Consider the following 13,448-nt stretch of genomic DNA (forward strand, 5'->3'; position numbering starts at 1 on the left):
GCGTAGTGCCGGAGTTAGCCGTTATGCGTGCGAAGCAGAGTATCCTTGGCCTCGTTTACCCGGGCAGCGAGATACGTCGAGCCCCCCTGGTCGGGATGGAGTTTCTTCATCAGGGACTTGTGGGCCCGGCTGATGTCGTCGCGCCCCGCTCCCGGCTGCAAGCCAAGGATCTGATAGGCTTCCTCCGCCGTCATTTTGCCGCTCGCCGCCGTGCGGCGCTGCCGCCCTGCCGCATCGCCCTGCGCGTTCTGACGCCAAGCGGGAAACCGGCGGTCCAGATAGCTTTCAAGTAAGGCCACGCTCTCGGCGTCGAACGTCGGGACTATTGCGAGCAAGCCGGCGAGATCGAACTCATCGAGACTGCGCCCGGCGTGAGGCCCCGCGACGATCTGGCCGGAAAGCTGGCCGGAATCGTGGTCCAGCCGCATGTCCAGGAATTGCGAGCGCACCCGCGACGCCTGCCCGGACGGGCGCGTCGCACCGCCGCCGAACAGCCCGCCGACATTGCCGAAGCCGGCATTCGCCAATGGCGTCCAGCCGAGCAGCCCGGCGCCGAAAATTCCGAGCGGGATCGCAACCGCCAGCTCGCCCCGCAAGCCGGTGAAGGCTGCAACCGCCAGCGCCAGCACGCCGCCGCCGAATTTAATTGTGCGCGCCAGCACCGCCGGATTGGCGGAGCGGAACGTCTGGAGCAGAAGGTAAAGCGTGATAACGGCGACAGCGCCGGCGATCAGGGTCATGGCCGGAATATAGTCGTCCTCTTGTCAAAAAGCATGGCGTCCACCGCCGCATGCCGCGCCGCCCCGACCGCTACTTCATCTGGCTGATCAGCTTCGCCGCGCCGCTCACGCTTCCAGCCAGTTTCAGCAGCGCCTCGCGTCCGCCGGCGGCATAGGCCGCAGCTGCCCGCAGCAGTTCACGCAGCTGCGCCGCCGCACCAGGATCGAACCGGCACCAGGCACCGCCCGTCAGGCGCGCGATCTCCCGGAAGGCCTGTTCGGCGACCGCGTCATGGCCCTCCTGAAACACGAATACGGGCACCTTGAGCATGCCGAGCTCGCCGGCCTTGGCGGAGAGCTCGTCGATGTCTTCCTCCATGGCATCGCCGACGAAGACCACGGCCCGCACGCCGGATGCGACTGCCTCGCGCCTGGCCTCGCTCAGCACCTTGCCGATCTGGGTATCGCCGCCGCGGCAATCGATCTTGCCCATCAGTGTCGCCAGCCTGGCGCTGTCGGAAATCCAACCCGTGGCACGGCACTCGTTGAAACCGCGATAGTAGACCAGCCGGATGTCGAGACTGCCGAGCGCCGCGGTCTCGCGAAACATGTCGGCCTGGAGCGCGCACGCCATGTCCCAGGTCGGCTGCCGGCTCATCGTCGCATCCAGTGCGAAGATCAGCCGTCCCCTGGCGCCCGGCGCATGCGGCGAGAGCGCCCGCGCCTTGGCGACGAACGCGGCGATGTCTTCCGAGGTTGAGGTTTTCGCTTGCGGCAATGGGCCGTCTGCTTGCGCCGAGACGGCATCGCGGCCGCGCGGTTTGATGGGTTCGCCCGACATCGCAGCTACACCTTGCGTCACCAGCTAATGTGGTCAGCACACGCGGCCCGGTCAATGCGCAAAGCCTCCGCGGGCGGGCGCCGGCGGAGGCTTCGACGATTGGTGCAACCGAGCGGTGACGTCAGCTCGGTCACCTCTTGTGGCCTAGCTGCTGTCGGTCAGCTGCTGTCAGTCAGCTTTTGGCGGGTGCCATTAGAGCGACAGGGCCCGGCTCGAGGATCTTGGGCGGGGCCGATTGCGTGTCGACCGGCGCGATCTCGCTGTCCGTCGTGCTCAGGAACTTGTCGAGCATGCTCTGGATCGAGCTTTTCGCCACATCCGGACCGGTATCGCGCATGTCGTTGTGCTGGAATTCGGTCTTCACGACCTGAATGCCCGCCTTCTCGCATTCCTCGTCGGTCGGAATCACACCGGCGTCGGCCTTGAACTGCGGATCCTGGGAGCGGAACGACAGGATCTTGAACTTGCCGGCAGTGACGAAGGGCACGCGCAGATTGTCGAGCGTGACGACCTTCTTGACCTCGTCCGGATATTGCTTGGCGAAGTACATGGTGATGTCGCCGCCCATGGAATGGCCGACCATCGTCACCTTGTCGTAGTCGGCGTTGGCCTGAACCTTCTTCATCTCCTGCATGGCGAGATGGATGTTGGCGACGCCACGCAGAATTTGCGGCAGCCGGCCGACATAGAGCTCGCCGGGCTTCGTGACCATCGGAGGATCAGTCGGCAGATCGTGCTGCGGGCTTACGACCATGTAGCCGCGCGCAGCGAAGGCGTTGGCGAGGAAGCCGTACTCGGTGTTCTTGACGGTGTTGCCGTGATTGATCACTGCGACGGGCAGCTTGATCATGCCGGCATTGGCCTGCATTTCCTTGTCGCGCCGCACCGCGATGGAAACGGGCACCGGACGGTTGTCGCGAGAGGCGTCGTAGAATGTGATGGTCTCGTGCTTGATCGCCCACTTGCTCGCCGTGAAATAGGCGATGCCGCAGAGGGCACTGACCGAAACCAGAACGGCAATTCCACGCTTCATTTTCGTCCTCAGCCTCAGGCCTAAGCGGCCTGAATCCCTGTTGAAAATCGTGTTCTTCCGGGGCTCTTCGTCCCCTTGTCGCCTATTCCCTAATATATGTCACAGCAGCGTGACAGGAAGGCTAAATGTTGTGAACCGGCAGCCCTTTCATTGTGCGTCGCACTCGTTTCGTAAGCACCCCATTCTCATACCGCTACGTCAGCGTGCAGGTCCCTATTCGACGCAACCGGTCCCGATCGGGTTCGACTTCGCAGTAAATGCAGGGTGAAAACGCGCGCGGCGCCGCCCGGGTTCCCGCGCCAGCCGACAGACTCGGATCGGTCGGGAGTAACGATATACCGCGACGTCAGGCGCCGAGGATATCGTGGACCTCGAGCGGCTTGTCGACCTGGCTGAACCACTCGGCCCGGTTGGCGGCGCGGCGGCGGCCGCGCTCGTCGAGCGGGAGCTTGAGCTGGCGGAGCAGGCTCGTCACCTCCTCCCGCGCTGTGAGATGGCCGAGATTGGGCCGCATGCCGAGTGTGGCCTCGTCGATCTCGTCCAGGGCGGTCAGCCCGCGCGGGAAGAATTCGCGGTAGACGACGCGTTCGGCGAAGCCGTCGACGTAGCGGAAGCCAAGCCGCAGCGACAGATCCTTCAGGCCCTCGGCGACGAGCTGCTTGTTGCGCGAGCCGAGCATGGACAGGCGGTTGCGCACGACGATCCAGTCGGTGGTGGCGCCGTCGAGCTGGCGTCGCTTGCGCCTGACATCACGCACCATCTCGGCATAGTGGCTCTCGCCCGTCACCGCGTAAGTCGCGGGATCGACCGTGCCGAGCACGTCGAAATCGAGGAAGCTGTCGTTGATCGGCGTGACCAGGGTATCGGCCATCGAATGCGCGAGCCGCATCAGATAGCTGTCGGTGCCGGGCGTATCGATGACGATGAAGTCGAAGCTGCTCTCGACCGCCGAGACGGCTTCCATGAACTGCTGGAACTCGGAATTCTCATTCTCGGCAATCTGCATGGTCTCGCCGAGCTTGATGCAGCGATGCACCGGAAGCTCGAGATCGAGCTTGGTACGCTGGGCCCAGGCAGACCGGTTGCCGATGTAGCGCGTGAAGCTCTGCTGGCGGCAGTCGAGGTCGATGGTGGCGACGCGCTGACCAGCCTTCAGGAGTGCAACGGCGATGTGCAAGGCGGTGGTCGATTTGCCGGAGCCGCCCTTCTCGTTGCCGAGCACGACCACATGCGCCGAGCCGGATTGGCCTTGGCTAGCCTGCACAAGCATGGTGATCCTCAACGCCCCTGGCGAATATCTTCGAGTTGACCGCGTCAGCGGTCAAGTGAAATGCGTGACAGGTAATGCAAATTGCAATGCGCCGTTCTCACGATGTATCGCGGCGCCGTCTTTCGTCTGTGATCCAGCCCACAATGTCGCGACGTTTTGCGCGGCCTTGCGCGGGATGCTGTGCCGCATCCGGATGCATAGCGTCCACGATCTCCGCTTGTTAAGGTTAGCTGGCCGGGCGCGAGGCCCGCACCTGCGCCGCTTTCCAATCCGTCGAGTCCCGATGTCAGCACGCCCATTGATCGCTCGCACGGTCCCTGCCCTGCGACGCGCCGTCGACGATCTCCGCAAGCGAAAGGCCACGATCGCGCTGGTCCCGACCATGGGGGCGCTCCATGACGGGCATGTGTCGCTGGTTCGCCTCGCCAGGCGGCGCGCCAGCCGCGTCGTGGTGTCGATCTTCGTCAACCCGACCCAGTTCGCCCCGACCGAGGATTTCGGCGCCTATCCGCGCACCTGGAAGGCCGACATCGCCAAGCTCGCGGCCGAGGACGTCGATATCGTCTGGCATCCCGGCGTCGCGGCCATGTATCCGGAGGGCTTTGCCACCCGCATCGTGCCGGAGGGGCCGGCGCTCGCCAGCCTCGAGGACCGCTTCCGTCCGCACTTCTTCGGCGGCGTTGCCACCGTCGTCGGCAAGCTGTTCACGCAGTGCCGGCCGGATGTCGCGATCTTCGGCGAAAAGGATTTCCAGCAATTGCGGGTGGTGACGCAGATGGCGCGCGACCTCGACCTCGGCGTCAAGGTGATCGGCTCCCGCACCGTGCGCGAGCGCGACGGACTCGCGATGTCCTCGCGCAACGTCTACCTCTCGCCCGAGGAGCGCCAGACTGCCACCGTCCTCTACCGCGCCATGAAAGAGAGCGCCGGCCGCATCCGTGCCGGCGATGCGATTGCGCCGGCGATGGCGGGCGGCGCCGCGATAATCAAGTCGGCCGGCCTTGCGCTCGACTATTTCGAGCTGCGCCACGCCGAGACGTTGGCAAAGGTTACCTCGCGCAAGGACGGCCCGTTGCGGATCCTGGTCGCGGCCAAGCTCGGCACCACCCGGCTGATCGACAATATCGCGGTTTAGAGCAGCCCGAGGTCACGCAGCTCGCGCCGCATCGGTTCCGGCATCGCCGCAATCGAGCCCGCCGCGGACTTGCCGAGATCGGCCGGTACCGAATCATCAGTCAGATAACGCCAGCCCTGGAACGGGCGCATCGGCCGCGGCGACACCGAGATCACCTTCGGCTGCATCACGATGCGGCAGCGCCCGATGCCATCCTTGTCGCGGAACGGCTCGATGGCGATGATCTTTTCGCGCGCGGCGATCTCGCCCTTGATCACCCAGTACAGCGAACCGCCGGCGAGGATCTCGGCGTCGCGCTTGGGGACCATGCGGGTGATGTGGATGTGATGTTGCGGCAGGCCCTTCTTCTTGGCGGTCTGCATCCGTTCGGCCACCCACTCCTTCAATTCCTTGACGGAGTCGCAGCCGACGGCGAGCTTGATCAGATGGAGTGGCATGCCCAAGCATTAGCCGGGCAGCCGCGCATTTGGAATGCCGATCTACTCGTTATCCGCAGGCGCGGGAGCAGCCGTCGAGGCCGGCGGCGGCGCGAGCGGAACCGGCGTGGCAGGCGCACGTGCAGCCTTTTGGGCCGGCGGTTTTTTCGCAGCCGGCGGGCTTGATGCCGCAGGCGCTGCGGCCTGTGCGGAGGCTGCGGCCGGCGCACGCGGTGCCGCCGCCGCATTCGCGGCCGGCGCGGCCTGGCGCGTCGCCGCCGTGGGCTCCGGATTCATGATGCTCACCGGCGGCGTCGAGGACGCGCTCGGGAACTCGGCATTGGTCGGCTTGCCCGTCGGCACCGACGGAGGCAGTCCGGCGAGCGCGGCGTTGGCCGCCATCGCCGGCGCTGCAGCGGGCGCGTTCCAGGTCGGCGCATAGCGCGCCACCAGCGTGTCGTAGAGATGGGAGTCCATGTTGGCAGCGACCTGCTGCTGGTCGGTCAGCGAGCGGAACGCGGCACAATCGAACTGCGTGCAGCCATCGCGTGCCACCAGCACATGCGCAACGAGGCCGTAGCGATCGCGCTCGAGTGACCTGCGCAGCGCCTTCATGTCGAGTGTCAGACTCTTCTCGGCCGTGGCGGCGTCGCCGAGTGCGGTCAGCCGGTCGATCCTGGCCGCCGTGGAGGAGACTGCCGCAGCCGCAGCATCAGGCGCGCCGAACAGCGCCTTCTCGCAGCCGGCGGCGACGACATCGCCAGCGAGATCGTCGAGACAGGACAGCGCAGGCATGCTCGCCGTCACCACAGCTTGCGCGCGCGCCTCGGCCGGAGCGGACGGCGCCTCCGGTCCATAGAGACGCATCGTGGCTGCACCGGCGATCACGATGGATAGCAGGGTGATGACGGTCAGCGCCCCGTTGGCGACGGATCTGTCGGCGCGCAGCAGCGTGATCAGGAGGATCAATCCGAAGAATCCGGCAGCCGCCAGCGTCATCCACATCGGGAAGGCCGGCGAACGCCAGATTTGGTCGAGCGAAGTGGCCCATGCCCAGTTCATGCGCGACGTCCCCTCACGCGAGCAAAGAGCGGATGGTCAAGCGAGCACCGCGAGTCGGCGACTGCCCCCGGCTTACCTTGTGAAGGCGAAGCGGGCCTTTTGACGGCGGCAGAATACAATCCCCGGGAGGCGCCTATGCGCTGACGGCGTCGGCGTTCAGGAGAGCGCGAGCTGGCTTTCCTTGGCAACGCGCTCGAAGGCTTCGGTCGAGCTTTTGATCCGGTACTGGCAGTCGTCGCCGTCGGTCGGAAGCAGACGGATAACCTCATACGCGCCGCTCGCAGCCGGACGCGCGACATTGCTGGCCGTGAACAGGACGCGCGTTCCCACGGGGAATTTGTGCTTCAACACCCTCTCCATCACTCAAACAGCGCCGCCTCGCCCAGTGTCCCACTGCGATGGCGGCCGGAAACCCGGGCCGCTGTATAGCACGCGTCGCGCCGTTTTGGCCAGCGCCATGCCGGCATGGCACGCGCTCGGATTATGCAGTCATTTCAGAATGATAGGAGACAGCCGGCGGGCCGATGGTACCGCCGGAGCGGCTCATTCCCCCCGGCATGTCGCAGGCGGTGTCGCAGCCCCCCGATCCCACGGCCCTCGCCCATTGCAACCCCGAGAGGCGGCCGGCCGGCACGCGACCGGCCGCCGCCGTCAGACCTTCCGGTCAGGCGTCCTCGAATTTGGCAATGACCAGCGTTTCGGCCAGCCCGTCGCGCGTCCATTCCTGGAACGCCGGCAGCGCCATCATCGTCTCCATGTAGGCCTTGGTGTCCGGCGCCACCTCGATCGCATAGGTGCGGAAGCGATGCACAACCGGGGCGTACATGGCGTCCGCGGCACCGAAGCGGCCGAACAGGAACGGCCCCTTCGCGCCATAGCGGGTACGGCACTCGCGCCAGAGCTCCTCAATGCGCGCGATGTTGGCCTTGGCGTCCGCCGACAGCGCCACGGGACCAATCGGCCGATGCAGGTTCATGCCGCATTCGTTGCGCAGCGGCACGAATCCGGAATGCATCTCGGCGCACACCGAACGGGCATGCGCTCGCGCCGCGACATCGTCGGGCCACAGCTTCTTTTCCGGGTAACGCTCGGCGATGTATTCGATGATGGCGAGCGAATCCCACACCGTGACGTCGCCGTCGACCAGCACCGGCACCTTGCCGGCGCGGCTGAAGGACAGGATCTGCTCCTTGTCGGCGGGATCGTCGGTGTAGAGCGGGATCAGCGTCTCCACGAACGGGATGTCGTTGGCGCGGAGCGCGAGCCAGGGCCGCATCGACCATGACGAGTAGTTCTTGTTGCCGATCGCGAGCTTTAGCGCAGCCATGTCACTGTCCTTCATTAGTCCTGCGGTTGCAGCCGCTTTTAACGCCATCGCCTGCCGCCAATCAATCGTTGCTGCGTCCCGTCATGCGTGGCAATCGTTGCGATCCTTGCCAGGAGACGGACATGAGCAGGCATTGGGTCGACATTACCGCCGTCGGCTTCTTCATCATCGAATGGCTGGCCTATGCCCTGACGCTGGAGCACTCGGCCTATGCCCGCAACAGCCTGTCGGCGCGCATGAACCGCTATCGCGAGGTTTGGGTGCGCCGGCTGCTCGACCGCGACACGCGGATGGTCGACATGCAGATCATGGCCTCGCTGCAGAACGGCACGGCCTTCTTCGCCTCCACCAGCCTGTTCGCGCTCGGCGGCGCGCTGGCGCTGCTGCACGCCACCAACGATGCCATCACGATCCTGAGCAAGCTGCCGATGGACCTCAGCACCTCGCCGGCGATGTGGGAGCTGAAATGCGTCGGCCTCGTGCTGATCTGCGTCTACGCCTTCTTCAAATTCGCCTGGGCCTATCGCCTGTTCAACTATGTCGCCATCCTGTTCGGCGGCATGCCGCCGGCCTCGCAGCGCGACACGCCCGAGGCCGAAGCCCACGTCATCCGCACCTCGCGCCTGTTCGAATCCGCCGGCCGGCACTTCAACCGCGGCCAGCGCGCCTTCTTCTTCGCGCTCGGCTATCTCGGCTGGTTCGTCAGTCCCTGGGTGCTGTTCGTGACCACGGCAGCCGTGGTGGTCGTGACCTGGCGACGGCAGTTCGCGTCCAGCGCCTGGGCCGCGATGGCACCGGAGGTGGTGGTGAATGGTGACGAGGGAATGAAGCGCGGGCATTGATCTCTCTTGTCCCGGACGCAATGCAGCGCGAAGCGCTGCTTCGCAGAGCCGGGACCCAGCGCCGCACGGATTGCTCGGAGGCAACTACGAGACTACGCGCTATCCGCCAAAATCCCGCGGGCTGAACGGCAGGTCCAGTACCTTCCATTCCTCGTACAAATTGGCCGGCAGCATCTTGTAGGGCTGGCAGTTCTGCAGCGCGCTCGTCGCGGACTTGACGATGGCCACGCCCTTCGCGGACGGCGGCGCCGCGATCAGGATGGGCTCGCGCGCCAGCGTGCCGTCGGTGGCGAACACCGTGCGCAGCTTGACACGGACGTTGTCGGTCGGTGCGACCCCGGCCGGCAGCTTGGCGCAGGTACGCAAATGACGGCGAAGCTCCGCGATGACCTCGGACGGAAGCTTTGCAGCGATTGAATCGTTGGCATCGCCGCCGTCGTCCCTGGCGCCTTTCGGCTCGACCGGCAATTCGGGCGGCAGGCCCAGCATGACCCCGTACTTGATGGTGACGTCCGGCTGCGGGGCCTGATAGGCCGGCTGCGGCGCGGTCTGCGGTGGCGGCTGCGCGTTGGCTTCACGCTGCTTCGCGGCCTGAGAGGGTTCCGGCTGCTTCTGCTGCGGCTCGGGCGAGGCCTGCTGTGATGGTGCTGCCGCCTGCGGCTTGGCCGCGGGCTTCGATGCCTCGGCCTTGTCGGTGACGTCCGGCTTCGGCAGCTTCAGATCGGGAAGCGACTCCGGCGGCTTCGCCTCGTCCTTCTTCTCCTCGGCCTTGGCTTCCTCATGCTTCACCTGCTCCGGCGTGACGATGTCGACCGTGACAGTCTCGGGCGGCCGGCTCTGAAACGGACGGACCTCGCTGATCACGATGATCAGCGCCACCAGCGTCAGATGGGCGATTGCCGACGCCGCAATGTCCGTCCGTATGATCTTCCGCAGTTCCATGGACCGATCTTGGGTTGCCGCCGCGGTCCTAGCATACCCCGGGTCCCTCTCAATCCCATTTCGGGGCGAAGCCGAAATCGGTCAGGCGTCCCCTCGGATGGGCGAGCGCGGCGATCCGGCTCATCTCGTCTTCCGACAGCTCGAAATCGAAGATCTCGAGGTTTTCCGACAGGCGCTCGATGCGCGAGGTGCGCGGGATCGCAGCGACATTCTGTTGCACCAGCCAGCGCAGGCAGACCTGCGCCGGCGTCTTGCGGCGGACGCGGCCGATCTCGGCCAGCGTCTGATCGGACTTGACGCGGCCCTTGGCGATCGGGCTGTAGGCGACGAGGGCAAGGCCATGCCGGTCGCAGGCCGCCCTCACCTTCGCCTGGTCGAGATAGGGGTGATATTCGACCTGGTTGCAGACGAGCGGCTCCGCCGACAGCGCGACCGCCTGCTCGATCAACGCCACGGTGAAATTGGAGACGCCGATGTGGCGGGTCAGGCCCATCGTCTTCGCATGCGACAGCGCGCCCAGCGTCTCCGCCAGCGGCACGTGGGGATTGGGCCAGTGCAACAGCAACAGATCGACCGAGGGAAGCCGCAGGCGGGCGAGGCTCTCCTTGACCGAGCGCTCGAGATCATAGGGCGCGAAATGGTTGGTCCAGACCTTGGTCGTGAGGAAGATGTCGTCGCGGCGCACGCCGGAGGCGCGCAAGCCGTCGCCGACCTCGCGCTCATTGTCGTAGACCTGCGCGGTGTCGATATGACGATAGCCGAGCCGTAGCGCCTGCTCGACCACGCGCGCGCAGGTGCGCCCTTCCAGCTCCCAGGTCCCGAGCCCGATCGCCGGGATCCTTGCGCCATTGGCCTCAACGAACAGCATGAGGAATCCTCTTCCGTTGCGGCAGCCCCGGTCGACATTATGGACCTCGTCCGTGTTGGTTGCCAACGGACGTCAGTGCTATCGGGACGGATATTCAGGGCAATGCTAACAGGAGGTTCGCACGAGGCTTCACGCCTTGATGTCACGCCTTGGCGAGCGCCTGGAACACCGTATCAGGGGCATGCGCGATCACCGCCAGCAGCGCGCGGGCCGGGCCGCGCGGGGCGCGCTTGCCCTGCTCCCAGTTGCGGATGGTCTCGACGGGAACGCCGAGCTTGGCGGCGAACTCCATCTGGGTCAGGCAGGCGCGCCGGCGCAGATCGCGCACTGCGAGCGGGCCGGTATCAGCCGGCGCCGCATGGGCCTTCGGCTCAACCGAACGCGGCTGGACCGGAAATTCCTGCCCATCCCGCAATTCGACGATCCGTCCGTCCGCCTTCAGCCGCAACCGCATGCCCATTCCCCCAAGCAGAGGCGATGATGCGGCAGGTCGCTTAAAGTCGGATTAAAAACGCAGCGCACTCGGGGCACGAGGGTTAGGGGTGCCCCCGCCGCCTCCCCCGTCATTGCGAGGAGCTCTTGCGACGAGGCAATCCAGGATCTTTCCGCGGAGGGAATCTGGATTGCTTCGCTACGCTCGCAATGACGTGGAGAGAGCGTGCGCCGTCGCTACTTCAACCCGAACCAGAGCGTGGCAATTCCGAGGAAGGAGAAGAAGCCGACGACGTCGGTCACAGTGGTGACGAAGGTGCCCGACGCCACCGCCGGGTCGGCCCGCACGCGATCCAGCGCCATCGGGATCAGGATGCCGCCGAGCGCGCCGGCGACGAGGTTGCAGATGATGGCGAGCCCGATGACGATGCCGAGGCCCGGGATCTTGAACCAGGCCACTGCCGCTATGCCCGTGATCACGGCGAAGGCGAGGCCGTTGACGAGGCCGACCAGGGCCTCGCGCATCACCACGCGCCAGGCGTTGGAGGAGCCGAGCTCGCGCGTCGCCAGCGCCCGCACCGCCACCGTCATGGTCTGGGTGGCGGCATTGCCGCCCTGGCTCGCCACGATCGGCGCCAGCACCGCGAGCGCGACCATCTTCTCCAGCTGCCCCTCGAACAGGCCGAGCACGGAGGACGCCAGAAACGCGGTGGCGAGGTTCACCAGCAGCCAGTTGAAACGGCCGCGGGCGATGGTGAGGAAGGTATCCGACAGCTCTTCGTCGCTGGTGACGCCACCGAGCGCCTTGAGGTCCTCGTCGGCCTCCTCCTCGATGACGTCGACGACGTCGTCGACGGTGATGACACCGACGAGGCGGTCCTGGGTGTCGAGCACGGGTGCGGCGACGAGATTGTACTTGCCGAACATGCGCGCCACCTCCTCCTGGTCCTCCAGGACGGAGACGCGGCGGCGGTCCTCGTCGGTGAGCTCGGTCAGCGCCACCGGCCGGCGCGTGCGCAGGAGCACGTCGAGCGGCACCGCGCCCTGCCAGTGCTGCTCCTTGTCGACGACGTAGATCTCGTAGAAGCGGTCGGGCAGATCCGGCGTCTCGCGCATGTAGTCGATCGCCTGGCCCACGGTGAAATCCTGGGGCACGGCGATGAACTCCGTTTGCATGCGGCGGCCGGCGGAGTTTTCCGGATACAGCAGGCTGCGCTCGAGCGCGACGCGCTCCTTGAGCGGCAGCTTCTCCAGGATCTCCTCCTGCTCCTCGGCGTCGAGGGTTTCCAAGAGCTCGACCGCATCGTCGGATTCGAGCTCGCGGACGCCCTCGGCGACCGTCTCCGGCGGCAGCTCCTCGAGGATCTCCTCGCGCACGGTCTCATCGACCTCGTTCAGCGCCGAGAAGTCGAAATCGCGGCCGGTGAGCTCGACCAGGCGGACGCGATCGTCGGGCTCGAGGGCGCCGATCAGATCGCCGAGATCGGCCTCGTGCAGCTCCGCGACGCAGGCACGCAGCGCAGCACTGTCGCCGGCCTCGATCGCACGGGCAATTTCCTCGACGAATTCGTGACGAATTTCGCCGTCTTCATTGCGCATCGGCACGTGGTCGAGTACCGAATCCGCAGCGGATGGGGCAACGTCCATATGTTCATCCATGGCGCGCCTCGCCGTTTGACAGGTTGGAACGGGTGGTATGAGCTGAGGGTTCAGGCAATACCCACAACGCAAAGCCGAGCGCAATGACAAAGATGCTGCGACTGAGGTGGACCTCGACCATGACGGGCGCGCTCGCCGCGACCGTCATCGGCACTGCCGCGACAAAGGCCGCCGAATGCCCGCGCAAGGACGCACTCGGCACCTCGCGCGTCCTCAGGGTCGATCCCAAGACCTACCCGCGCGTTGGCGTGAAGAGCTTTCCGCAGACGCTGCCGCTGGCCGATCGCGAGGTCGTGCTGACCTTCGACGACGGGCCGAACCCGCCGACCACGTCGAAGGTGCTGGCGGCGCTGGAACGGGAATGCGTGCGCGCGACCTTTTTCCTGATCGGCCAGCACGCCTCCGAGCATCCCGACATGGTCAAGCGCATCGCCCGCGAGGGCCACACCGTCGGCCATCACTCCTTCTCGCATCCGTTCATGGGGCATATTCCGTTCGAGAAGGCCATGGCCGACATCGACCGGGGCATTGCCGCGGACGAAATGGCGCTGCACGGAACCTCGACGACGACACCTTCGACGCCGTTCTTCCGCTTCCCCTATTTCGAGTCGACACAAGCACAGCTCGACCTGCTCCAGTCGCGGGGCATCATTGTGTTCGGCGCCGATCTATGGGCCAGCGACTGGGAGGAGATGACGCCGGAGCAGCAATTGAAGCTCGTCACCGATCGCCTCGCCGCGAGCGGCAAGGGCATCATCCTCTTCCACGACAACAAGGCGCGCACGGCCGCAATGATGCCGGCGTTTCTGCGGTTTCTGAGGGAGAACGGCTATCGGGTGGTCCACATCGTACCGGCTGGCGCATCACAGAAAAGCGCCGAAACGCGCTGATGCCGGAATGTC

15 protein-coding genes are annotated in these 13,448 nt (G+C 65.8%); 3 read left to right on the top strand and 12 right to left on the bottom strand.

The features are described 5' to 3' along the window. Nucleotides 1-14 precede the first annotated feature (14 nt). The 4 genes from DCG74_RS27130 to DCG74_RS27145 all read right to left on the bottom strand — a co-directional run bounded on the left by DCG74_RS27130 (nucleotide 15) and on the right by DCG74_RS27145 (nucleotide 3,863). Nucleotides 15-740: a DnaJ domain-containing protein gene (locus DCG74_RS27130; protein ID WP_172783345.1), complete on the bottom strand. Its 726-nt coding sequence runs from the start codon at nucleotides 738-740 to the stop codon at nucleotides 15-17. A 70-nt stretch (nucleotides 741-810) separates the two neighbouring features. Beyond that, nucleotides 811-1,560, bottom strand: a complete 750-nt coding sequence (locus tag DCG74_RS27135; protein ID WP_172783344.1) for a VWA domain-containing protein — start codon at nucleotides 1,558-1,560, stop codon at nucleotides 811-813. A 172-nt stretch (nucleotides 1,561-1,732) separates the two neighbouring features. After that, complete coding sequence (locus DCG74_RS27140) at nucleotides 1,733-2,593, bottom strand: alpha/beta fold hydrolase (protein WP_172783343.1); 861 nt, start codon at nucleotides 2,591-2,593, stop codon at nucleotides 1,733-1,735. Between the two features lie 346 nt (nucleotides 2,594-2,939). Further along, the gene (locus DCG74_RS27145) at nucleotides 2,940-3,863 is read right to left on the bottom strand and encodes a division plane positioning ATPase MipZ (protein WP_172783342.1); all 924 of its coding nucleotides are present in this window, start codon (nucleotides 3,861-3,863) and stop codon (nucleotides 2,940-2,942) included. 283 nt (nucleotides 3,864-4,146) lie between these two features. Between DCG74_RS27145 and panC the strand changes: the two genes are divergently transcribed. After that, entirely contained in the window at nucleotides 4,147-4,998 is an 852-nt protein-coding gene (panC, locus tag DCG74_RS27150; RefSeq protein WP_172783341.1) for a pantoate--beta-alanine ligase, read from the top strand. Here the strand turns inward: panC and DCG74_RS27155 are convergent. The 4 genes from DCG74_RS27155 to DCG74_RS27170 form a co-directional block, all read right to left on the bottom strand. Then, entirely contained in the window at nucleotides 4,995-5,435 is a 441-nt protein-coding gene (locus DCG74_RS27155; protein ID WP_172783340.1) for a DUF1489 family protein, read from the bottom strand. The two genes, panC and DCG74_RS27155, sit on opposite strands and share 4 nt — an antisense overlap. A gap of 42 nt (nucleotides 5,436-5,477) precedes the next feature. Then, nucleotides 5,478-6,476 (bottom strand): hypothetical protein, encoded by a 999-nt coding sequence (locus DCG74_RS27160; protein WP_172783339.1) that lies wholly within the window; start codon nucleotides 6,474-6,476, stop codon nucleotides 5,478-5,480. A 156-nt stretch (nucleotides 6,477-6,632) separates the two neighbouring features. Then, nucleotides 6,633-6,836 carry a hypothetical protein gene (locus DCG74_RS27165; protein WP_152033469.1) on the bottom strand — a complete coding sequence of 68 codons (204 nt, stop codon included), beginning with the start codon at nucleotides 6,834-6,836 and terminating at the stop codon, nucleotides 6,633-6,635. Between the two features lie 304 nt (nucleotides 6,837-7,140). After that, a complete protein-coding gene (locus tag DCG74_RS27170; RefSeq protein WP_172783338.1) occupies nucleotides 7,141-7,803 on the bottom strand; it encodes a glutathione S-transferase family protein in 663 nt (220 codons plus the stop codon). A 122-nt stretch (nucleotides 7,804-7,925) separates the two neighbouring features. On the opposite strand from DCG74_RS27170, the gene DCG74_RS27175 reads away from it, so the two are divergent. Next, nucleotides 7,926-8,645 (top strand): DUF599 domain-containing protein, encoded by a 720-nt coding sequence (locus DCG74_RS27175; RefSeq protein WP_172783337.1) that lies wholly within the window; start codon nucleotides 7,926-7,928, stop codon nucleotides 8,643-8,645. A 99-nt stretch (nucleotides 8,646-8,744) separates the two neighbouring features. On the opposite strand, the gene DCG74_RS27180 is transcribed toward DCG74_RS27175, so the two are convergent. The 4 genes from DCG74_RS27180 to mgtE form a co-directional block, all read right to left on the bottom strand. Next, nucleotides 8,745-9,587, bottom strand: a complete 843-nt coding sequence (locus DCG74_RS27180) for a hypothetical protein (protein WP_172783336.1) — start codon at nucleotides 9,585-9,587, stop codon at nucleotides 8,745-8,747. 49 nt (nucleotides 9,588-9,636) lie between these two features. Next, entirely contained in the window at nucleotides 9,637-10,455 is an 819-nt protein-coding gene (locus DCG74_RS27185; RefSeq protein ID WP_172783335.1) for an aldo/keto reductase, read from the bottom strand. 142 nt (nucleotides 10,456-10,597) lie between these two features. Further along, nucleotides 10,598-10,915: a DNA-binding transcriptional regulator gene (locus tag DCG74_RS27190; protein WP_172783334.1), complete on the bottom strand. Its 318-nt coding sequence runs from the start codon at nucleotides 10,913-10,915 to the stop codon at nucleotides 10,598-10,600. A 209-nt stretch (nucleotides 10,916-11,124) separates the two neighbouring features. Next, on the bottom strand, nucleotides 11,125-12,546 hold the full coding sequence (gene mgtE, locus DCG74_RS27195; protein ID WP_172783333.1) for a magnesium transporter: 1,422 nt from the start codon (nucleotides 12,544-12,546) through the stop codon (nucleotides 11,125-11,127). 83 nt (nucleotides 12,547-12,629) lie between these two features. Here mgtE and DCG74_RS27200 point away from each other — a divergent pair, with 83 nt between their 5' ends. Next, on the top strand, nucleotides 12,630-13,436 hold the full coding sequence (locus DCG74_RS27200; protein ID WP_172783332.1) for a polysaccharide deacetylase family protein: 807 nt from the start codon (nucleotides 12,630-12,632) through the stop codon (nucleotides 13,434-13,436). Nucleotides 13,437-13,448 lie beyond the last annotated feature (12 nt).

The organism is Bradyrhizobium sp. WBAH42 (assembly GCF_024585265.1).
Classification (GTDB): domain Bacteria; phylum Pseudomonadota; class Alphaproteobacteria; order Rhizobiales; family Xanthobacteraceae; genus Bradyrhizobium.